Source organism: Streptomyces sp. NPDC002994 (genome assembly GCF_040611155.1).
Taxonomy (GTDB): Bacteria; Actinomycetota; Actinomycetes; order Streptomycetales; family Streptomycetaceae; genus Streptomyces.
Map to the genome: position 1 here is coordinate 163,842 of NZ_JBEXNQ010000002.1, position 21,421 is coordinate 185,262.

At 69.0% G+C, this 21,421-nt stretch carries 20 protein-coding genes and 1 pseudogene; 4 read left to right on the forward strand and 17 right to left on the reverse strand.

The annotated features are described in order from the left end of the window. Positions 1-164 precede the first annotated feature (164 nt). Positions 165-2,786 (reverse strand): ABC transporter permease/substrate binding protein, encoded by a 2,622-nt coding sequence (locus ABZX79_RS02745; RefSeq protein ID WP_355250473.1) that lies wholly within the window; start codon positions 2,784-2,786, stop codon positions 165-167. After that, positions 2,779-3,921: a glycine betaine/L-proline ABC transporter ATP-binding protein gene (locus ABZX79_RS02750; protein WP_355250476.1), complete on the reverse strand. Its 1,143-nt coding sequence runs from the start codon at positions 3,919-3,921 to the stop codon at positions 2,779-2,781. The genes ABZX79_RS02745 and ABZX79_RS02750 overlap by 8 nt, the downstream gene beginning before the upstream one ends. 249 nt (positions 3,922-4,170) lie before the next feature. Here ABZX79_RS02750 and ABZX79_RS02755 point away from each other — a divergent pair, with 249 nt between their 5' ends. Then, entirely contained in the window at positions 4,171-5,076 is a 906-nt protein-coding gene (locus tag ABZX79_RS02755) for a 5'-3' exonuclease (protein WP_355251030.1), read from the forward strand. 65 nt (positions 5,077-5,141) lie between these two features. Further along, on the forward strand, positions 5,142-5,984 hold the full coding sequence (locus ABZX79_RS02760; protein WP_355250479.1) for a siderophore-interacting protein: 843 nt from the start codon (positions 5,142-5,144) through the stop codon (positions 5,982-5,984). A 55-nt stretch (positions 5,985-6,039) separates the two neighbouring features. On the opposite strand, the gene ABZX79_RS02765 is transcribed toward ABZX79_RS02760, so the two are convergent. Continuing rightward, positions 6,040-6,681, reverse strand: coding sequence for a MerR family transcriptional regulator (locus tag ABZX79_RS02765; RefSeq protein ID WP_355251033.1), 642 nt, complete (start codon positions 6,679-6,681; stop codon positions 6,040-6,042). A 179-nt stretch (positions 6,682-6,860) separates the two neighbouring features. On the opposite strand from ABZX79_RS02765, the gene ABZX79_RS02770 reads away from it, so the two are divergent. Both ABZX79_RS02770 and ABZX79_RS02775 read left to right on the forward strand, forming a co-directional pair. Then, positions 6,861-7,772 (forward strand): hypothetical protein, encoded by a 912-nt coding sequence (locus ABZX79_RS02770; protein ID WP_355251036.1) that lies wholly within the window; start codon positions 6,861-6,863, stop codon positions 7,770-7,772. Then, on the forward strand, positions 7,769-8,221 hold the full coding sequence (locus ABZX79_RS02775) for an ABA4-like family protein (RefSeq protein WP_355250482.1): 453 nt from the start codon (positions 7,769-7,771) through the stop codon (positions 8,219-8,221). Before ABZX79_RS02770 ends, ABZX79_RS02775 begins: the two co-directional genes overlap by 4 nt. 2 nt (positions 8,222-8,223) lie before the next feature. Here the strand turns inward: ABZX79_RS02775 and ABZX79_RS02780 are convergent, their stop codons facing one another. The 14 genes and pseudogenes from ABZX79_RS02780 to ABZX79_RS02845 all read right to left on the reverse strand — a co-directional run bounded on the left by ABZX79_RS02780 (position 8,224) and on the right by ABZX79_RS02845 (position 21,362). Further along, positions 8,224-8,865 carry a TetR/AcrR family transcriptional regulator gene (locus ABZX79_RS02780; RefSeq protein ID WP_355250485.1) on the reverse strand — a complete coding sequence of 214 codons (642 nt, stop codon included), beginning with the start codon at positions 8,863-8,865 and terminating at the stop codon, positions 8,224-8,226. A 56-nt stretch (positions 8,866-8,921) separates the two neighbouring features. Then, positions 8,922-9,086: pseudogene (locus ABZX79_RS02785) on the reverse strand (cytochrome P450); the annotation flags it as partial. 274 nt (positions 9,087-9,360) lie between these two features. Then, positions 9,361-12,180: a DEAD/DEAH box helicase gene (locus ABZX79_RS02790; protein ID WP_355250488.1), complete on the reverse strand. Its 2,820-nt coding sequence runs from the start codon at positions 12,178-12,180 to the stop codon at positions 9,361-9,363. A gap of 45 nt (positions 12,181-12,225) precedes the next feature. After that, a complete protein-coding gene (locus ABZX79_RS02795) occupies positions 12,226-13,137 on the reverse strand; it encodes a diacylglycerol kinase (RefSeq protein WP_355250491.1) in 912 nt (303 codons plus the stop codon). Between the two features lie 18 nt (positions 13,138-13,155). Continuing rightward, entirely contained in the window at positions 13,156-14,058 is a 903-nt protein-coding gene (tatC, locus tag ABZX79_RS02800) for a twin-arginine translocase subunit TatC (RefSeq protein ID WP_355251039.1), read from the reverse strand. A 115-nt stretch (positions 14,059-14,173) separates the two neighbouring features. Next, positions 14,174-14,473 (reverse strand): Sec-independent protein translocase subunit TatA, encoded by a 300-nt coding sequence (gene tatA, locus ABZX79_RS02805; RefSeq protein WP_215132469.1) that lies wholly within the window; start codon positions 14,471-14,473, stop codon positions 14,174-14,176. A 209-nt stretch (positions 14,474-14,682) separates the two neighbouring features. Then, the gene (locus ABZX79_RS02810) at positions 14,683-14,880 is read right to left on the reverse strand and encodes a hypothetical protein (RefSeq protein ID WP_355250495.1); all 198 of its coding nucleotides are present in this window, start codon (positions 14,878-14,880) and stop codon (positions 14,683-14,685) included. Between the two features lie 17 nt (positions 14,881-14,897). Continuing rightward, the gene (locus tag ABZX79_RS02815) at positions 14,898-15,152 is read right to left on the reverse strand and encodes a phage terminase large subunit family protein (protein WP_215132472.1); all 255 of its coding nucleotides are present in this window, start codon (positions 15,150-15,152) and stop codon (positions 14,898-14,900) included. 18 nt (positions 15,153-15,170) lie between these two features. Beyond that, the gene (locus ABZX79_RS02820; RefSeq protein ID WP_355250498.1) at positions 15,171-16,133 is read right to left on the reverse strand and encodes a WYL domain-containing protein; all 963 of its coding nucleotides are present in this window, start codon (positions 16,131-16,133) and stop codon (positions 15,171-15,173) included. A gap of 23 nt (positions 16,134-16,156) precedes the next feature. Further along, complete coding sequence (locus ABZX79_RS02825) at positions 16,157-17,113, reverse strand: WYL domain-containing protein (protein WP_355250501.1); 957 nt, start codon at positions 17,111-17,113, stop codon at positions 16,157-16,159. Between the two features lie 123 nt (positions 17,114-17,236). Further along, positions 17,237-17,608 carry an FKBP-type peptidyl-prolyl cis-trans isomerase gene (locus tag ABZX79_RS02830; RefSeq protein ID WP_355250504.1) on the reverse strand — a complete coding sequence of 124 codons (372 nt, stop codon included), beginning with the start codon at positions 17,606-17,608 and terminating at the stop codon, positions 17,237-17,239. Between the two features lie 44 nt (positions 17,609-17,652). Beyond that, positions 17,653-18,600, reverse strand: a complete 948-nt coding sequence (locus ABZX79_RS02835) for an FKBP-type peptidyl-prolyl cis-trans isomerase (RefSeq protein ID WP_355250506.1) — start codon at positions 18,598-18,600, stop codon at positions 17,653-17,655. A 119-nt stretch (positions 18,601-18,719) separates the two neighbouring features. Further along, the gene (pafA, locus tag ABZX79_RS02840; protein WP_214976543.1) at positions 18,720-20,081 is read right to left on the reverse strand and encodes a Pup--protein ligase; all 1,362 of its coding nucleotides are present in this window, start codon (positions 20,079-20,081) and stop codon (positions 18,720-18,722) included. Positions 20,082-20,090: 9 nt separating this feature from the next. Then, positions 20,091-21,362, reverse strand: coding sequence for an MFS transporter (locus ABZX79_RS02845; protein ID WP_355250510.1), 1,272 nt, complete (start codon positions 21,360-21,362; stop codon positions 20,091-20,093). Positions 21,363-21,421 lie beyond the last annotated feature (59 nt).

A 21,421-nucleotide genomic window follows, 5' to 3' on the forward strand; every position in this document is an offset into this window, starting at 1 on the left:
TCACCAGTCATCAGTCACCGGCACTGAGAGCAGCCTACGCAGCTTCGCGCGCCGGTTTCGTACATACGTCAGGGAAGGCCCCCCTGTCCAGGTCAGAACACACCGAGGGGTGGACATCGCCCGCCAGGCGATGTCCACCCCTCGGTGGTGCTACGGCGTCCGGCTCAGCCCGCGGCCGGCGCCATCTTCTCCGCGATGCCCGGGTTCTCCTTCATCCAGGCCTTCACCGCTTCTTCCTCATGCCCGGTGCCGCGCTTGTGGATCTCGTTCTCCAGCCCGCCGAGCTGCTGCTCGCTGAGCTTGAAGTTCTTGAACCACTTCGTCAGCCTCGGGTAGTTCGCCGGGAAGTCCTTGCTGCCGATGATGTGCAGCCGGTCGCCCTCGCCGAAGAGCTTCTTCGAATCCTTGAGCTTTGTCATCGGGTACTCGTTGTACGCCCAGTGCGGGGTCCACAGGAGCACCGCGACGGGCTCCTTCTTGGCGTACGCGCGCTTCAGCTCGGCCAGCATGCCGGGTGTGGAGCTGTCGACGACCTCGTACTCCTTGTCCAGGCCGTAGCCGGGCAGGACGTTCTTCTTGAGGTTCTCCATCGTCGCCGTGCCCGGCTCGATGCCGATGACGCGGCCCTTGAACTTCTCGCCCTTGCCCTTGAGGTCCTCGAGGGTCTTGACGTCCTTGACGTACGACGGGACCGCGACCTCGATCGACGTCGGCCCGTACCAGGAGCCGATGTCGCTCAGCTTGTCGCCGTACTTGTCCCAGTAGTTTTTCTGCGTGTACGGCAGCCAGCCGTCGAGCTGTACGTCGACCTGGCCGCGCGACATCGCGGCGTACATCGGACCGACCTCGAACTGCTTGAGGTTGATCTTGTAGCCGCGCTCCTCCAGGACTTCCTTCCAGAGGTACGTGGCGGCGATGTCCTCTTCCCACGGGAACCAGGCCATCTCGACGGCGCGGTCGCGCTCGTCCTTGCCGTTGGCGGCCTTGGAGGTCTTGGCGACCGGCGCCCACTTGTCGGCCAGGCCCGGGTTGTCCTTCAGCCAGGCGCGGACGGCGTCCTGCTCCTTGCCCTTGCCGCCCGCCTGGATCTTCGCTTCGAGATCCGTGAGCTGCTTCTCGGTCATCCTGAAGTTCTTGAGCCACTTGCCGACGGCCGGGTTCTCGTCCGAGAAGCCCTTTCGCGTGAGCGTGTGCACGCCGTCGCCCTTGCCCCAGGCGCCCTTCGGGTCCTTGAGCTTCTTCAGGTCGTAGGTGCTGTACGCCCAGTGCGGCGACCACAGCGTCGTGACGATGGGCTCCTTCTCGGCGTACGCGCGCTTGAGCTCGGCCAGCATGCCGGGCGTGGAGCCGTCGACGACCTCATACTCGTCCTCCAGGCCGTACTCCTTCAGGACCTTGTCCTTGAGGAGGCCCATCATTCCGGCGCTGGGCTCGATGCCGATGATGCGGCCCTTGAACCGGTCCGACTTGCCCTTGAGGTCTTCGAGGGAGTCGATGCCCTTCATGTACGAGGGGACGGACAGCTCCAGGGAGGTCGGTCCGTACCAGGAGCCCATGTCCTCCAGCTTGTCCTGGTACTTCGCCCAGTACTTCTCGTGCGTGACGGGCAGCCAGGCGTCGGTCTGGATGTCGATCTGGCCGGTGGACTGACCGGTGTAGAGCGAGCCGGCCTCGTACTGCTTGGCGTCGACCTCGTAGCCGCGCTGCTCCAGCAGTTCCTTCCAGAGGAAGGTGCTGGCGATGCCCTCGTCCCACGGGATGTAGCCCATGGAGATCTTCTTGCCCTGGCCGACGTTCTTGGGGTCGTCGGCGTCGGCGTTGGCGGACTTGGCGCCGCCGAACATGCTCATGCCGCCCGCGATGAGGGCGAGGATGACGACTCCGGCGATGGCGACGGCAGGCTGCGGACGGTAGTTCCACATCTTCAGGCCCTTGGCCTTCGCGAGCGCGCGGCGGCCGAGCGGGGAGACCTGGTGGCCGAGCGCGCCGGTCATCCGGTCCAGGTACATGGCGAGGATGACGATGGACAGACCGGCTTCGAAGCCGAGACCGACGTCGATGTTGCCGAGCGCGCGGTAGACCGCGCCGCCGAGGCCGCCGGCGCCGACCATGCCGGCGATGACCACCATGGACAGGCCCAGCATGATGACCTGGTTGATACCGGCCATGATCGTCGGGAGCGCGAGCGGGAGCTGCACGCGCAGCAAGGTGTTGCGCGGGCTCGTACCGAACGCCTCGGCCGCCTCGACGAGGTCGCCGTCGACCTGGCGGATGCCGAGCTCGGTCATACGTACGCCCGGGGGCAGCGCGAAGATGATCGTCGCGATGATGCCGGGAACGGCGCCGACGCCGAAGAACAGCACGCCGGGGATCAGGTAGACCATCGCCGGCATGGTCTGCATGAAGTCCATGACCGGGCGCGTCACGGCGCTGACCGTCTTGGAGCGTGCGGACCAGATGCCGAGCGGTACGGCGATGGCCAGCGTGATGATGGTCGCGACGAGCACGAGCGAGAGGGTCGACATGGCGTCGTCCCACATTTCGATCGAGTCGATGAGCGCGAAGCCGGCGAAGGCGAGGGCGCCTGCGGCCAGACCGCGCAGCCGGCACGCGATGACGGCGAGGATGCCGGCGAGCAGCAGCGGCTCGGGGGCGGCGAGGGCGTTGTAGATGCCGTCCTGCATGCCGCTGATGACGGTGCTGGCCGCGTCGAAGACGGTGGAGAGATGGGTCTGGAGCCAGTCGACGCCGCTGTTGACCCACTCACCCATGGGGATCCTAGGCACTGGCGATCACCTCGGCCTCGGCCGGAGCCGCAGTCTCAGTCGCAGCCGGTGCCGGTGCCGGTGCCGGAATCATCGGCTCACCGAGCACGGCCAGCAGCCTCGCCCGCGGTACGACGCCGATGAGCTTCCCGTCGGCGTCGGTCACGGCGACGGGCGCACCGCTGGTGGAGCAGGGGGTGAAGAGTTCGATGATCGGGGTGTCCTCGGAGACGGTCGCGGGAGCGGCGCCGAGCACGTCCTTCGCGTCGCGCAGCTCCTGGCCGTCATCCGCCGTCGTACCGAAGGCGGTCTCGGGGTCGGCCATGACGGCGCCCGCGGTGAGCACCCGGGAGCGGTCCACGTCCTGGGTGAAGGAGGCGACGTAGTCGTTGGCCGGGGTGACGAGGATGTCCTCGGCGGTGCCCAGCTGGACTATGCGGCCGTCGCGCATGACGGCGATGCGGTCGCCGAGGCGCATCGCTTCGTTGAGGTCGTGGGTGATGAAGACGATGGTCTTCTTCAGGCGCTTCTGGAGTTCGAGGAGCTGGTCCTGCATGTCGCGGCGGATCAGCGGGTCGAGGGCGCTGAACGACTCGTCCATCAGCAGGACGTCGGCGTCCGTGGCGAGCGCGCGGGCCAGACCGACGCGCTGCTGCATACCGCCGGACAGCTCGTCGGGCCAGGACTTCTCCCAGCCCTTGAGGCCGGCGAGTTCCAGTGCCTCGGTGGCGCGCTTCTCGCGTTCGGCGCGCGGTACGCCCTGCACTTCGAGGCCGTATCCGGCGTTCTCGAGAACGCTCCGGTGCGGGAAGAGCGCGAAGTGCTGGAACACCATGCTGATCTTCGAGGAGCGTACGGCGCGCAGTGCGGCGGGGCTCAGTGCGGTGAGGTCCTGGCCGTCGAAGAGGACCTGGCCGGCGGTCGGCTCCAGCAGCCCGTTGAGCATCCGCAGCAGCGTGGACTTGCCGGATCCGGACAGTCCCATGACCACGAAGATCTGGCCCGGTTCGACGGTGAACGAGGCGTCGATCACCGCGGCCGTCGTCCCGTCGGCGCGCAGGTCGTCACGGTCCGCTCCGCTTTCGAGCTTCCGTACCGCCTCTTCGGGTCGTCTGCCGAACACTTTGTACAAGTGATCGGCTTGCAGCCTGGACACATATACCTCACGCGTTGAACCGAAAACGGCTCGCCACACCACCCCCGCGGCCGGCGAGCCGTGGAGCGGTACGGATTCGGTCCGATTCACCCATCAAGAAGTTGAATCCACAATGGGTCCGCTCCGAGGCGACGCCTGCCCGTGCTTATACGAGCCAAACAGTGGAGTGATCCACTTCACCTGCCGGTCACTTTCGCGACGTACGGCATGGGGGCTGTACGGCATCATCGGGGTGTGACGCGACGCCTGATGCTCCTCGACACCGCTTCCCTCTACTTCCGCGCGTATTTCGGAGTCCCGGACTCCGTACGCGCCCCGGACGGTACGCCCGTCAACGCCGTACGCGGCCTGCTCAACTTCATCACCCAACTCGTCCAGACCCACCATCCCGACGACCTCGTCGCCTGCATGGACGCCGACTGGCGGCCGCAGTGGCGGGTCGACCTGATTCCCTCCTACAAGGCGCACCGCGTCGCGGAGGAAACGGAGACGGGCCCGGACGAGGAGGTCATCCCCGACACGCTCAGCCCGCAGGTGCCGATCATCGAGGACGTGCTCGACGCGCTCGGGATCGCCCGGGTGGGCGTGGAGCCGTACGAGGCGGACGATGTGATCGGGACGCTCACGGGCCTGGCCACCGGGCCCGTGGACATCGTCACCGGGGACCGCGACCTCTTCCAGCTGGTCGACGACGCCCGGGAGGTGCGGGTGCTGTACCCGCTGAAGGGTGTCGGCTCGCTCCAGGTCACCGACGAGGCGTGGCTTCGCGACAAGTACGGGGTGAACGGTCCCGGGTACGTCGATCTGGCGCTCCTGCGCGGCGACCCGAGCGACGGGCTTCCGGGCGTTCCCGGGATCGGCGAGAAGACGGCCGCGAAACTCCTCGACGCGTACGGGGACCTGGCGGGGATCATGGCGGCGGTCGGCGACCCCATGTCCAAACTGACGCCGTCGCAGCGCAAGCGGCTGGACGAGGCGCGGGACTACATCGCCGTCGCGCCGAAGGTGGTGCGCGTCGCCTCCGACGTACCGCTGCCGGACTTCGATCCGGCGCTGCCCACCGAGCCGCGCGACCCCGCGTCGCTCGACGAACTCGCGGCGCGGTGGGGGCTCGGCAGCTCGCTGCAGCGGCTGCTCGCCACTCTCCACGGCTAGACTGCTAACTTAGGTAAGCCTAAGCATCCAAGCGTCTGAGCAAGCGAGAGTCAGGGGAAAGCGCCGTGGCGGAACGACCGGCCCGCAAGACACCGCAGGTTCGCGAGGCACAGGTGGTGCGCACCGAGCGGATCACGCCGCACATGGTGCGCGTCGTCCTGGGCGGTGAGGGGCTGGCCGGCTTCGCGGCCGACGAGTTCACCGACCACTACATCAAGGTGCTGTTCCCTGCGGCCGGAGCGGTGTACCCGGAGCCGTTCGACATGGCCCGCATCCGCGAGGAGTTCCCGGCCGAGCAGTGGCCGGTGCCCCGGACGTACACGGTGCGGGCGTGGGACGCCGTACAGCGCGAGCTGACCGTGGACTTCGTGGTGCACGGCGACGAGGGCCTGGCCGGTCCGTGGGCGGCGCGGGCACGGTCCGGCGAGACGGTGCGCTTCCTCGGCCCCGGTGGCGGCTACGCGCCGGACCCGGCGGCCGACTGGCATCTGCTGGTGGGCGACGAGAGCGCGCTTCCGGCGATCGCCGCTTCCCTGGAACGGATCCCGGACGGCGCCGTCGCCCACGCCTTCGTCGAGGTGGCGGGCCCCGAGGAGGAGCAGAAGATCGCCACGCCCGACGGGATCGACGTGACCTGGCTGCACCGGGGCGAGAACCCGGTCGGCGAGGCCCTGATCGCCGCGGTGCGCGGTTTCGACTTCCCGGCGGGCGACGTCCACGCCTTCGTCCACGGCGAGGCGGGCTTCGTGAAGGACCTCCGCCGCCATCTGCGCATGGACCGCGGGATCGCGCGCGAGCGGCTGTCCATCTCGGGCTACTGGCGTCTCGGCCAGGACGACGACGCGTGGCGTGCGATCAAGCGCGAGTGGAACGAGCAGGTTGAGCGCGAGCAGGAGCCCGCCGCCTGACCGTCCGCTCCCCCGTTGTTGTCCGTACGGAATTGACCCGGCCCCTCGCTGATCTTCAGCGGGGGGTCTTGTCGCCTCCGTAGGTACGGGCGGACTCGTCCACCTGCGCGAGCCTGCGCAGCGCCATGAGTACCGCGTCTCCGAGTACCGTGCCGATCACCACGCTCTCCACGAGGTCGTCCATCGCGGCCCTCCCCTGGACGTAACCGAGATCCGCGCGGGCGACCGTCTGGGCCGCATCGGCGTAGTCGTCCAGCACCCGGCTGAAGCCGCCGTGTCCGAGGCGGCCGAGCGCGGCCAGCGCCGCCGCGAGTGCGGCGGCGGCCGGATTGTCCGGATCGACCTGCCACTCGCGCCGGGCGATCAGGGCGTCCACCTCGGCGCGGGCGGCCACGGCCTCGTCGTCCGACTCCTCGCCGTACCGCTTGATGATGCTGTTCGTGGCCTCGCCGAGTATGCCGTGCACCGGCCGGGCGGGATCGTCGACCACCGCGAGGACGTCCCGGATGGCGGCCACCTTCAGCCCGCCCACATCGAGCAGCGCGCGGATCAGCCGCAGCCTGCGCTCGTGCGTCTCGTCGTAACTCGCCTGGTTGGGGCTGGTCAGCTGACCGGCCGGCAACAGCCCTTCCCGTACGTAGTACTTGACCGTCGGCACCGGAACCCCGGTCCTGCGACTCAACTCACCGATGCGCACTTCGCGTTCACCCTCTCCGTGCTTGCCAACCCCCATCTCATCATAGATAGTCTCGCTATCGGATAGTGGACAGCGCCACTATCCATTACTTCTCCTGGGGGACCCCTATGCCGCTCAACGCGCCTTCATCCCGCCCATGGCTCGCCTGGCACCGGCCGTTGCTCGTCTTCTCCGCCGTGATGGCCGTGCTGGCCGTCGTCTCGGCGGTGGGGATGGCCGTCGACGAACGGGTCCTGGTGGGCTCGCCCATCTGGTTCAAACCCCTCAAGTTCTCGATATCGCTGCTCATGTACGCGATGACGCTGGCCTGGATGCTGTCGCTCGCCACCCGCGGCCGCCGGTTGGCATGGTGGGCGGGCACCGTCGTCGCCCTGACGGGTGCGATCGAGATGGTCATCATCGTCGGCCAGGTGATACGCGGCAGGCGGAGCCACTTCAACTACGAAACCGCCTTCGACGGACTGCTGTTCAACGTCATGGCCGTGACGATCGTGACGCTGTGGATCAGCTCCCTGGTCATATCCATCCTGCTCTTCCGCTCTCGGCCGGCCGACCGCGCGGCCGCCTGGGCAATGCGGCTCGGCGCGGTCATCGCGCTGGTCGGAGCCGCCCTGGGCAACCTGATGTCGCAGCCCACTCCCGAGCAGCGGGCGGCCGGCGGCCGGGGAGTCTCCGACGTGGTCGGCGCGCACAGCGTCGGCGTACCGGACGGCGGCCCCTCGATGCCACTGACGGGCTGGTCCACGACCGGCGGCGACCTGCGCATACCGCACTTCGTCGGCATGCACGCCCTTCAGCTGATCCCACTCTTTCTGCTGGTCCTCATCGCCCTGGCCCCGCGCCTGGCCCCCCTGCGCGACGAACGCGTACGGCTGCGGCTGGTCCTGGTGGCCTCCGGGTCGTACGCCGCCGTCCTCGCCCTGGTCACCTGGCAGGCCCTGCGCGGCCAGGCCCTGATCCATCCGGACGGCGCAACGCTGACGGCCGCGGCGCTGATCCTGGCCGGCGCGGCCGCGGGAACGCTCGTATCGCTGCGTACCACTCCCGCCCGCGCACAAGCGAACGACACTGACAAGGAGCTCGTCGCATGACCGGAACGCTCTTCGACATCACCTTCTTGCTGGCCACCCCGGTATGGCTGCTGCTGATCTTCGCCCCGGCCTGGCCGCCGACCGCACGGCTCGCGGCATCACCCTGGACCGTCGCTCCGGTCCTCGTCGTCTACTTCGCCATGGCACTCCCGGTCTTCCCCGAGCTGTGGGCGGCGGTGGCATCCCCCGACATCGACGTCTTCCGTGAACTGGCGGCCAAAGCCAACGGCGCCGGGGCGATCTGGGCGCAGATCATCGCCTGGGACCTGCTGATCGGCCAGTGGATGTTCCTCGAAGCGCGCAGGCTCTCCCTCCATCCGCTGGTGATGGGCCCACTGCTGGTGCTGACGATCCTGCTCTCACCGTTCGCACTGCCGGTCTTCCTCGTCCTGCGCGCGGGGAAGACCAAGGCGCTCACAAGGCAGAGCCAGGTGAGGACTTCGGCGTAACGTCAGACGGCCGGGCGCTCCGCGACGCCCGCTATGCGCAGCGCCGCATCGGCCGTCGCCTCGGCGAAGGCCTCGGGCGGGCGGTCCGGATCCGAGCGATGGATCAGGATCACGCCCTCGATGAGCCCGAAAACGAGGTCGGTACGGAGCGCCAGCTCGCCCTCGCCGAGCGCTCCGCAGACCTTCGTCGCGGCCAGCAACTGCCCGTAGGCGTCCTTGAGATCGGCGCGTACGCGGCGGAAGCCGGCGAAGGCCTCCGTGCGCACCTCGGGCAGCAGGTACAGGGCGCCGAGATTGTGCGGACCACCACACAGCAGCTCGACGTCCGAGCGGCAGAGCTGCCACAGCCGGGCCTCCGCCGACGCGGTGTCGTCGGCCAGCAGGCGACGGGCGAGGACCAGAGAGGGAGCGACCGTCGAATCCAGGAGGCCGGCGAGCAACTCTTCCTTGCCGGTGACGTGGTGGTACATCGTCGCCTGACGCATCCCCGCCTGTTGGGCAATGGAACGGGTCGTCGTGGCCGCGTAACCCTGGGTGGTGAACAACTCGGCCGCCGCCTCGAGGAGTTCCTCACGGGGCATGAGCCCGCTGTCCGGACGCTGGTCGGCGCGCGGCCGTCCGACCCGTCGCCCTGTGGTGCTCATACCGTCGATCGTCGCACATCCCCCCGTCTGTCGATCTCGATGAACATGCCCTGTCCCTACCGCGCCCGCAGCGTGGCCAGCACTTCCCGGTCCGGCTGAAGGGTGAGCGTCGGCACCGGCCGGATCTCTCCGGGGTCGACGTCCAGCTCGAAGCGCCGCGCCAGCACGGCCAGTACAAGCACGGCCTCGACCATGGCGAACCGCGCCCCGAGGCGGACCCGCCACGGTCATCCCTGGCCCCTTCGGCCGTACGCCGACGGCCGCATCGGTGTCCGTGGTGGTCATGACGGGTCTCCCCTGTTCAGGTGGCGCGCGTCGTGTCGTGCGCTCCGAGTGAGTCCATGGAAGCGCACAGGTCCGACACCGCACCACCCCTGTGGATAACTCACAACCACACGTCACACAGGCCCCGTTGACCCCACACACACCAGTGCGCCGCTCCCCTCAGGCTTCCAGGGGAGCGGCGCACCAGTAACACTCAAAGAAGACGAACCGTCAGCCCACCGACGAGTACGCGACAACGCCCCGCAGCACAGCGTCCACTGCCTTGCGGGCGTTCTTCGTGACCGTACTGCCCTCCGCCGATGACGGCGCGGCCGCCGCGATCTGCCCCAGTACGTCGATGACCTGCTTGCACCAGCGGACGAAGTCCCCGGCCGGCATCTCCGCCTCGCGCAGCACCTCGTCGAGACCCTTGCCGGAGGCCCACATGTACACCGCCCAGGCGAAGCCGAGGTCGGGCTCGCGCTGCCCGACGCCCTCCGCCTGGTTGATCTTGAAGTCCTCCTCCAGGGCATCGAGCCTGCCCCAGATGCGGACCATCTCAGCCAGCGCGATCTTCACGGGCCCGGTCGGTACCTTCGGCGCGACCGCGTCGTCCGCCTGGCGCGCCTCGAAGACCAACGCCGAGACACACGCCGCCAGCTCGGCCGGCTTCAGCCCTTCCCACACGCCCTCGCGCAGGCACTCGGACGCCAGCAGGTCGAGCTCGCCATAGAGCCGGGCGAGCCGCTTGCCGTGCTCGGTGGCCGCGTCGCCGCGCAGGTAGTCGAGCTCGGTCAGCAGGGCGTAGATCCGGTCGAAGGTACGGGCGATGGTGTTCGTCCGCCCCTCGATCCTGCGCTCCAGCTGCTTCGTGTCCCGCTGGAGCCGGTGATAGCGCTCGGCCCACCGCGCGTGGTCCTCGCGCTCGTCGCAGCCGTGGCACGGATGCGCGCGCAGAGCGGTGCGCAGCCGCGCGATCTCACGGTCGTCGGCCGCGACCGCGCGCTGCTTGCGATGCCGGTCGGGCACGATGTGCCCGGCCTTGGTCCGCAGCGCGGACGCCAGATCGCGCCGCGACTGCGGGCTGCGCGCGTTGAAGGACTTCGGGATCCGCATCCGCTCCAGCGCCTCGACCGGCACCGGGAAGTCGATCGACGCGAGCCGCTTGACCTGCCGCTCGGCGGTCAGCACCAGGGGCCGGGGCCCGTCGTGCTGGTCGAACCCGCGGTGCCCGTTGGCACGCCCGGCGGGCAGCCCCGGGTCCAGCACCAGCGCCAGCCCCGCGAACTTGCCGGTGGGCACGTGAATGACGTCGCCGGCCTTCAGCTTCTCCAGCGACGCGGCCGCCGCGACCCGCCGCTGCGTCGCGCCCTGCTTGGCCAGCTCGGTCTCGCGGTCCTTGAGCTCGCGGCGCAGCCGCGCGTACTCCTCGAAGTCCCCGAGGTGACAGGTCATGCCCTCCCGGTAGCCCTGAATTCCCTCTTCGTTCTTCTGGACCTGCTTCGAGATCCCGACGACCGACTTGTCGGCCTGGAACTGCGCGAAGGACGTCTCGAGCAGCTCGCGCGACCGGTGCCGTCCGAACTGCTGCACCAGGTTCACCGCCATGTTGTACGACGGCTTGAAGCTGGAGCGCAGCGGATACGTACGTGTCCCGGCCAGTCCCGCGAGGGCCCCCGGGTCCATGCCGCGCTGCCAGAGCACGACCGCGTGACCCTCGACATCGATGCCCCGCCGCCCGGCCCGCCCGGTCAGCTGCGTGTACTCACCGGGGGTGATGTCCGCGTGCTGCTCGCCGTTCCACTTGACGAGCTTCTCCAGCACCACCGAGCGGGCCGGCATGTTGATGCCGAGCGCCAGCGTCTCGGTCGCGAAGACGGCCTTGACCAGCCCGCGCACGAAGAGCTCCTCGACGACCTCCTTGAAGGTCGGCAGCATGCCGGCGTGGTGCGCGGCGATGCCCCGCTCCAGGCCTTCGAGCCATTCGTAGTACCCGAGGACGTTCAGGTCCTCGCCCGGGATGGAGGCCGTCCGCTCCTCGACGATCTCGCGGACCAGCAGGCGCTCGTCCTGGTCGTTGAGCCGCAGGCCCGCGTACATGCACTGCTGCACGGCGGCCTCGCAGCCGGCCCGGCTGAAGATGAACGTGATCGCGGGCAGCAGGTCCGCGGCGTCGAGCCGCTCGATGACCTCGGGCCTGGCGGGCGTCCAGATACGGCTGCGCTGTCTGCGCTCGCGCTCCCGGTCCGCCTCCCGCATGTTTCCGCGGCCGCGGCCGCGCGCGAAGGGGGTGCTGTTCTCCATGCGCGCCAGGCGCACCAGGTCGGGGTTGACCTCGCGCCTGCCGCCCCTGCCGTCGTCGGACTCCTCGAAGAGGTCGTACATCTTGCGCCCGGCGAGCACGTGCTGCCACAGCGGCACGGGCCGGTGCTCGGAGACGATCACCTCGGTGTCGCCGCGGACGGTGTCCAGCCAGTCGCCGAACTCCTCCGCGTTCGACACGGTCGCCGACAGCGACACCAGCGTCACCGAGTCGGGGAGGTGGATGATCACCTCTTCCCAGACGGCGCCGCGGAAGCGGTCGGAGAGGTAGTGGACCTCGTCCATCACGACATACGCGAGCCCCCGCAGCGCCTGCGATCCCGCGTACAGCATGTTCCGCAGGACCTCGGTGGTCATGACGATCACCGGCGCGTCGGGGTTGACGCTGTTGTCACCGGTCAGCAGCCCGACCTTGTCGGCGCCGTAACGCCGCACGAGGTCCTGGTACTTCTGGTTGGACAGCGCCTTGATGGGCGTGGTGTAGAAGCATTTACGGCGCTCGGCGAGCGCCAGGTGCACGGCGAACTCGCCGACGATGGTCTTGCCCGAGCCGGTCGGGGCGGCCACGAGCACGCCCTTGCCGGCTTCAAGGGCTTTGCATGCCTCGACCTGGTACGGGTCCAGCTCGAAGTCGTACAGCTCGCGGAACGGCGCAAGCGCGGTGGCCTGCTCGGCTGTACGGATCCGGGCAGCGGCGTAACGCTCAGCTGGGGAAAGGTCCTCTGTCATCTTGTCTTCGAGCCTACCCGCCACGTATGACAGTCAGCCCGATCTTTAAATACGAGGGCCAAGCACCCGAGGGCCGAGCACCCTGACGGCCCCCGGCACGCACACGGCGGTCAGCGGCAGCGCCCCCAGCGGCTCACCGTCGGCGTACCCGGTAACCCCCACCGCCGCCAGCTCGACCTTGGCCGCCCGGTGGACGGAAACCTTGGGATGACCGAGATGGGTCCCCCTGTAGACCTTCGGAAAGACCCGGATCAGCGTCGTGCGGGAGCAGTCCCCCACCACCGTGATGTCGAAGAGCCCGTCGTCGGTCCGCGCGTCGGCGCAGATCCGCATCCCGCCCCCGTACGACGTCCCGTTCCCCACGGCGACCAGCGTCGCCTCGACCTCGCGGACCTCCCCGTCGTCGAGCGTGATGCGGTACGGAATGGGCCTGAAGGAGGCCAGTTCCGCGATCATCGCGAGGTCGTACTTGAACCGCCCGCTCGGCCACCGCATCCGGTTCCCCCGGTCATTGACCCGCGAGTCGAACCCGGAGGCGAGTACGGTCCCGAACCACTTCTCCCCCACCCGCCCCAGATCCACGTCCATGATCCGCCCGCCCTTGAGCGCTTCGGCGGCGACTCTCCCGGCGGCGGCCGGGTCCCGTACAGGCAGTCCGAGCGTACGGGCGAAGTCGTTGCCGGTCCCGACGGCGATCACCCCCAGCGGCGTCCGCGTCCCGGCGACGGCCTGCAGAGCGAGCGAGGCCATCCCGTCTCCGCCGACGGCTATCAGGGCCCCGGTCCCGCCCGCGACGGCGTCGCGCGCCCGCCGCAGGGCGTCGTCCGCGTCCTGGCCGAGGACCGTGCGTACGGAGAATCCCGCGTCCCGCAAAGCAGAAGCGGCCGGTTGCGCGGCGTGCGCGCCCCGGCCGCGTCCGGCGGTGGGATTGACGAAGAGGGTGATCTCACTGGTCACCCGGCGGACCCTACAAGGTCACGTGACGTCGTCGTAACTCTGCAACTGCTTCGGCCCCGACCCGGTACTCCCAGCCCCTGCCTGCTCGGGCAGTGCGCGCGCGCCGGGAACGGTCTCGATCTCACCGATCGCCTCGGGAGTGAGGTCCAGCTCCGAGGCCTCGTCGTCGTCCAGCTCGGCGTCGGGGTTGTTGCGGGCCCGCCGCTTGTCGTTCAGGACCGAGAATCCGACCGCCATGAAGTACAGGAGGGTGATCGGCCCGGCCAGGGCGAGCATGCCGACGGGGTCGGTCGTCGGCGTGATGATCGCGCCGAAGAGGAAGACACCCATGATCACGCCGCGCCACCACCCGAGCATGCGACGGCCGGTGAGGATGCCCGTGAGGTTGAGCATCACGAGGATCAGCGGCAGCTCGAAGGCAAGGCCGAAGACGAGCACCATGCGCAGGGTGAAGTCGAGGACGTCGCCCAGGGACAGGATGTTCGCCGAGCCACCCGGCGTGAGGCTGAGGAGCACCTTCACGCTGATGGGGAGAATGAGATAGGCGAGGTAGGCGCCGGCCGAGAACAGCGGCACCGCGGCTCCGACGAACGCGTACGTGTACTTCTTCTCGTTCTTGTGCAGTCCCGGCGCCACGAAGGCCCACAGCTGGTACAGCCAGACCGGACTCGAGATCACGAGACCGGCGACGAGGCTCACCTGGATCGTCACGGTGAACGGAGCCGTCAGCGTGTTGAAGGAGACGATCGCGCAGTTGCCGCCGTCACTCGTGACGTTGGGCGGGCACTTCGGCACCGACTTCGTCATGAACTTCATGAGGTCCTCGCTGTACACGAGGGCCACAATCGTGACCGCCATGATCGCGAGCACGCCCTTGGCGAGCCGGTTGCGAAGCTCACGCAGGTGCTCCACGAGAGGCATGCGCCCCTCGGGGTCCTTCTCCAGTTTGGGGGCAGACTTGAGCAACCCACGTCCTCATCTCGTGCGGCAGGCGTTCATCGTTCCTCGCGGAACGGTGCCTGCGGCGGCCCAGGTGTCAGCGCTTGGTCGTGTCGGTGGGCTCGGCCACCGGGCGCGAGCTCGTCACGTCCCCGGGCGCGGCCTTGATCGTACGAGGGGCGGGCGTGGTGTGGTCCTGGGCGTTGCCCGTCGCGTGCGGCGGCGGGTCGGCCGGGGTGCTCTGGTCGTCGTCCTTCTTCATCGCCTTGGCCTCGCTCTTGAGAATGCGGGCCGACTTGCCCAGCGAACGGGCCATGTCCGGAAGCTTCTTGGCACCGAACAGCAGGATGATGACGACGAGGATGAGAATGATCTCGGTGGGGCCGAGCCTACCCATAGCTTTTACCTTCTTCACCGAGGCGACAGGGAGTCTGATGCCCGACCGGCCGGACACATGTCCGGTCGCCGCGCTGGCTGCGATCGTAACCCGTAGGAGTAAACGCAGGGCAATGCCCGTGCGTACTACGGATTGCGGCCCACGCCTCGCTCCTGGAGCCGCTCAACCAGCCTACGCCCCCGGAACCGTGCCGATCGCAGCCCCGCTTCCTACCGCCAGGCTTCGCCACTGCGAGCCAGGCCCTCGGCCGCCCGTTCGAGGTTCTCCGCCGCCGTGTTGATCTCACGCGAGGTGGCGGCGACCTGGCGCCCGAGGCGCTGGACCTCCATGAACACCCGGATCGCCAGCACGCCGAGCACGGCGAGGCCGAAGAAACCAAGAGCGATTGCGAGCATCGGCCAGAACATGCGCAGAGCCTAGACGGTCAGACGGTGGAGTGAAGTCGCAGCGTCCGCACGCCGCCCCCGGTGAGCAGCTCGACGATCCGCTCGCCCGCCGGTTTGCGCACCGCCGCCTCGCACTCGGGGCAGGTGAAGGAGTAGAAGGTCGTACGGCGGCTGGCGCCGATCGCGAGGCGCAGGGAGCCCGCGGACAGTTCGAAGCGGGCGCCGCAGTCGGGGCAGCCCGCCTTGAAGAGGACCGGGCCCACCTGGGTGGGGACCCTTGGCAGTAGCGACATGTCCACCAATCTCCTTGGTTACGCCTGGCCGGGGCTCTCGTAGGCCGCGAGCGCCTCGCGGGCCGCTTCCCGCGCGCTGACCGCCAGCTCCGGCGGCGAGACGATGTGCCCGTCTCTGCCGAGCCGCAGCGCGAGCCGCCGCAGCGAGGCGGGTTCCGGCGTACGCAGGGTGATCCGCAGGCCGCCGTCGGGCAGCTCCTGCGCGCTGTCGTGCGGGTAGTACTCGGCGACCCAGCGCCCGCCGGGCCCCACCTCGACCACGACCTCGGGGTCGTCGGCGGACGGCTGGACCAGTCCCTCCGACAGGTCACGGAGCTCGATCTCCGGCGGCGAGGACGGCTCGTCGAGCAGCCTGATCTCCGCGACCCGGTCGAGCCGGAACGTACGCCGCGCCTCGGAGAGCCTGCACCAGGCCTCCATGTACGTGTGGCCGACGGCGAACAGCCGGATCGGGTCGACCTCGCGCTCGGTCAGCTCGTCGCGCGCCGGGGAGTAGTAGCGCAGCCACAGCCGGCGCCGTTCCGAGATCGCCCGGTCGACGTCCGCGAAGACCCCGCCCTCGGACTCGAAGGTCACCGAGAGCCTGGAGCTGGCGCCCGCCGCCTCGCCCGCCGCGGCCTCCAGCTTCGCCGTGGCCCGCAGCAGCGCCTGCCGGTCGCCCTCGCGCAGGCCAGGAAGGGTGGAGACGGCGCGGGCGGCGACGAGCAGCGCGGTGGCCTCGTCGGCGGCGAGCCGCAGCGGCTCCGCGACATCATCCGCGTTGTGCCACCAGATCCGGTCGCCGTCGGTGTCGATGTCGAGCAGGTCGCCGCCGCGGAAGCTCGTTCCGCACATGGGCAGGACGTCGAGGTCGGAGATCAGCTCGTCCTCGGTGATCCCGAAGGCGCGGGCGACGTCGCTGACGTGCGCGCCGGGGCGCTCGCGCAGGTACGTCACCAGGGAGAGCATCCGCCGGGTCTGGTCGATCGCATTCGTGGCCATGGTGGCTGTGTCCTCGGTCCTTCTCAGTCCTTGGCCACGGCGCGCAGCCGGTCCACGACGTCCGCCCGCAGGTCAGCGGGCTCCAGTACGACGACCTCGGGGCCGAGCTCCACGAGCCAGGCGTCGAGCCCGTGACCGTACGGAATCGCCAGCTCGTCCCAGCCGTCACCCAGGTCCCGTACGGCGGTGGCCCTGGCCCGCAGCGGGTAGCCGGAGCCCTGGCGCAGCTTGATCAGCGCGGTGCGGGTGGCGGTCTCGCCCGCCCAGCTCTCGACGGTCTCGCGTACGGTCACGACGTCCGGCACCTCGGCGATGAAGGACCCGGCGCGGGAGCGGACCTTGCCGGTGATGCGGGAGAGCCGGAAGACGCGTTCGGCACCGCGCTCGCGGTCCCAGCCCGCGAGGTACCAGTGGCCGCGCCAGCACTCCAGCGTCCACGGCTCGACGTGCCGGGTCTCGGGGCGGGCGGCGTTGGCCTTGCGGTAGTCGAAGACGACGGGGCGCCGGTCGCGGCAGGCGAGCATCAGCGGCTCGAAGGCGCTCTCGTGGACCGGGATCCGCGGTTCGAGGGCGCTCTGGTGGCCCGCGTACGGGTCCTCCGCCTCCGGCATGCCCGCTGCCCGCAGCTTCTGGAGCGCGCCGCTGGCGGCGCCGGCGAGGCGGGCCTGCTGCCAGACCTTGGCGGCGAGGCCGAGGGCGGCGGCCTCTTCGGCGTCGAGGGTGATGGCGGGGAGGCGGTTGCTGTCGCGGCGGGCCAGGTAGCCGGCGTCGCCGTCGAGGTTTTCGACGGTGTCGATGACCAGACCGAGTTCGCGCAGATCGTCCTTGTCGCGCTCGAACATCCGGTTGAAGGAATCGTCGGTGCCGGCCTCCAGGTAGGCCTCGATGGACCCCCGGAGCTCGCGCTTGCTGAGCGGGCGCCGGGTCCCGAGCAGGCACAACGCCAGATTCATCAACCGTTCGGCCTTGGCAATCGCCATCGGCACCCTCTCTCTTGCTCTACGACCGCCGACCGTACCGCCCCGGGGTGTCGCGGCAAAAGCCGAGGGCCCCACGCCGGATGGCATGGGGCCCCTCTTTTGTGGCCTTTTCGAGCTACCGGATCAGACCGCGACGAGGTCGCAGACAAAGATCAGCGTCTCGCCCGGCTTGATGACGCCGCCGGCGCCGTTGTCGCCGTACGCGAGCTGCGGGGGAATGATCAGCTCACGGCGACCGCCGACCTTCATGCCCTGTACGCCCTGGTCCCAGCCGGCGATGACCCGGCCGGCACCGAGCGGGAACTGCAGCGGCGTGCCGCGGTTCCAGCTGGAGTCGAACTCCTCACCGGTGGAGAACGCCACGCCCACGTAGTGGACCTTGACGTTGTCGCCCGCCTTGGCCACCGCGCCGTCGCCCTCCCAGATGTCCCTGATCTGCAGGTCCTTCGGCGGCTCGCCACCCGGGAAGTCGACCTCGGGCTTCTCGATGCTCACGGAAAATGCTCCTCTGTACTACGAAATGGGCAACCTGGACAGTCTTACATCACCGCGAGAATGTCCACCTGGAACACCAGCGTCGAGTTGGCGGGGATGGACTGCTGCTTCTTGTCACCGAAGGCCTGGTCCGGCGGAATGACGAGGAGCACGCGGCTGCCGGCCTTCTTGCCGATCAGACCGTCCTTGAGACCCTTCAGGGTGACCTGCGGCAGCGCGAACTGCTGAGTCTTGCCCTGGGCGTAGGTGCTGTCGAAGAGCTTGCCGTCCTTCCACACCAGCCCCTGGTAGGCGACGGAAACCGTGTCGGAGTCCTTCACCGTCGCGCCGTCGCCCTCCAGCACGTAGCTGGAGACGAGCTTCTTCGGCGGGTCGGACTTCTTCGGCACGGTGACCTTCGGCGCCTTGCCGTCGGTGTTGGTGGCGACCTTGGGCAGGTCGATGTTGTCCTGCGCGACTTCCTTGCCCTTGGCGGACGTGGGGATGGTCTTGGCCGTCAGGATGTCCACGACGAAGACCAGGGTCGCGTTGGGCTTGATGGTGGGGGGCTGGCCCTGCGCGCCGTAGCCGAGCTCCGGCGGGATGACGAGCTGGACGCGGCTGCCGACCTTCTGGCCCTCCAGGCCCTGGTCCCAGCCGGGGATGACCTGGCCGGCGCCGAGGGTCAGCGGGAAGGGCTGCTTGCGGTCGAAGCTGTTGTCGAAGGGCTTCGTGGAGTCCCACTGCTGGCCGAGGTAGTTCACCTCGATGGCGTCACCCTTTTTGAGGGTCGCAGCATCGTCCTTGCCCTTGCTGAGGACCTCGGTCTTCAGTTCCTTGGGCGGGTCGCCCTCCCCCTTGGCGAGGGTCGGCTTCTCGCCGAACTTCTCGCCCGCGGTGATCGCCGGCAGTCCGTTCTTTGACGAGGTGGAATCGGAGCCCTTGTCGTTGCCGCACGCCGCTGTCGAGAGCAGCAGCAGGGGGACGACAAGTAGGCCGGCAAGTCGGCGCACGTGTTCCTCAGATCTCAGACGGCACAGTAGTCGCCCGACACTCTAAGGCGTGGCCGGGGCCCCGCACGAGGAACGTGCGGGGCCCGGGTCGCGTTCCGGTAAATCCGGCAATGGCCGGATCACATACCGGCGATGAGCTTTTCCACCCGGTCGTCGACCGACCGGAAGGGGTCCTTGCACAACACGGTGCGCTGTGCCTGGTCGTTGAGCTTGAGGTGTACCCAGTCGACGGTGAAGTCCCGCCGCTGTTCCTGAGCCCTGCGGATGAAGTCTCCGCGCAGCCGCGCCCGGGTGGTCTGCGGCGGTACCGACTTGCCTTCGAAGATCTTCAAGTCGTTGCAGATACGCGCGGCTTGTCCCTTCTTCTCCAGCAGGTAATAGAGCCCGCGCCGACGGTGGATGTCGTGGTAGGCGAGGTCTATCTGAGCGACCCGGGGGTGCGACATGGTCATGTTGTGCTTGGCGCGGTAGCGCTCGATGAGCTTGTACTTCATGACCCAGTCGATTTCGGTGCCGATCCGGTCGAGGTCCTCGGCCTCGATCGCGTCGAGCGCGCGGCCCCACAGTTCGAGGACCTGTTCGACCGTGCCCGTACGGATGCCGCGGCGGTCGACGAAGTCCACGGCCTTGTCGTAGTACTCGCGCTGTACCTCTATGGCGGAGGCCTCGCGGCCGCTGGCCAGGCGCACCTTGCGCTGCCCGGTGATGTCGTGGCTGACCTCACGGATGGCCCGGATCGGGTTCTCCAGGGTGAGGTCACGCATCACCGTGCCCGCCTCGATCATGCGCAGGACGAGGTCGGTGGCGCCGACCTTGAGCAGCATGGTCGTCTCGGACATGTTGGAGTCGCCGACGATGACGTGGAGCCTGCGGTAGCGCTCGGCGTCCGCGTGCGGTTCGTCGCGGGTGTTGATGATCGGCCGGGAGCGGGTCGTCGCGGAGCTGACGCCCTCCCAGATGTGCTCGGCCCGCTGGCTGACGCAGAAGACCGCGCCACGCGGGGTCTGCAGCACCTTGCCGGCGCCGCAGATGAGCTGGCGGGTGACGAGGAACGGGATGAGGATGTCCGCGAGCCTGGAGAACTCCCCATGGCGGGCCACGAGGTAATTCTCGTGGCAGCCGTAGGAGTTTCCCGCAGAGTCGGTGTTGTTCTTGAAGAGATAGACGTCGCCCGCGATTCCCTCCTCGTGCAGGCGGCGTTCGGCGTCGACGAGCAGGCCTTCGAGAATGCGCTCGCCCGCCTTGTCGTGGGTGACGAGCTCGGTCACGTTGTCGCATTCGGGAGTTGCGTATTCCGGATGCGATCCCACGTCGAGGTAGAGGCGGGCGCCGTTCCGCAGGAAGACATTGCTGCTGCGGCCCCATGACACAACACGGCGGAAGAGGTAGCGCGCCACTTCGTCAGGAGACAGTCGGCGCTGTCCCCTGAACGTGCACGTGACGCCGTACTCGTTCTCCAGCCCGAAAATGCGGCGGTCCATGACTGAACATTACGCCTGATGGCCTGTCCTGAAACCGGGTTCGGCCGCACCGATTCGATCATTTTCGCAAGGCATTACGACAGAGTCGTGGGGAAGGGGAGCCGCGACGGGAATCGTGAGAACCCGCCGGGTGGCCAGCAGGACCAGCAGCGCGGCCACTCCGCCGACCGCCGCGACGGCGAAACTCGCGGCGGTGCCGCCGTGTTCGACGGCCGGTCCCGCGGCGCCGGTTCCCACCGCCGCGCCTACGCCGAAGGTGGTCACCAGCCAGGAGAAGGCCTCGGTGACGGTGCCGCGCGGGGCGTGCCGGTCGACGACGATGAAGGCGCAGGCGAGCGCGGGCGCCAGGAAGACTCCGGAGACCGCGGCCAGTACGACCATCGCGGGGATGCCCGGAGTGAGCATCAGCGGCAGGTACCCGAGCGCGAGCAGGGCGACGATGAACCGCAGCCGCCGTTCGGGGGCGCCGGCCCACTGCCGGGCGCCGTACACCATGCCGCCGGCGAGCGCGCCGAGGCCGAGGGCCGCCATCAGCCAGCCGTACACCGCTTCCCGGCCGTGGTCGTCGGCGTACGCGACACCCGCGACGGTGATCGAGCCGAGAGCGAGACCGATGAAGAAGAACGAGCCGAGCAGGGCCAGCAGGCCCGGCGAGCGCAGGGCGCCCAGCCAGTGAGCCTCACGGGGCGCGGAACGCCAGGTCCGCGACGGCTTGGAGAGTACGACGGAGAGCGCGCCCAGCACGCCTATCACGTTGATGACGAGCAGTGCGGCGGCCGGCGACCAGAGCGCCACGAGCAGCGTGACGAGCAAGGGACCGACGGTGAACATGATTTCCTGGGCCACCGCGTCCATGGCGTACGCCCGGTGCACCCGGTCCTCGCGGCCGAGCACATTCGGCCACAGCGCCCGCAGGCCGCCTTCGAGGGGCGGGGTGAAGAGACCGGCGAGGGCCACGGCGGCGTACGCGAGGGCCAGCGGATCGATTCCCGCGAAGGTGAGCAGGACCATGCCGAGCGCGGACAGGACGGCGGCCGGGAGCTGCACGCGCGGCTGCCCGTACAGGTCCACGGCGCGGCCGAGCAGCGGCTGCCCCACCGCGTTCCCGAGCCCGTACACCGCGGCCAGGCCGCCCGCCAGCGAGTAGCTGCCGCCCTCGGCGCGCGTGAAGAGCACGATCGCGATCGGGGCGGTGGCGTTGGGAAGCCGGCCCACCAGGGTGCCCGCCAGCAGGCGCGCGGCGTACCGCGTCCTGAGGAGATCCGCGTATCCGGCGGCCATGTCTGCCCCTCTCCGCCCCGGCGCGCGCCGAGGTTTTACGTATAACGTCCTGTGCCATA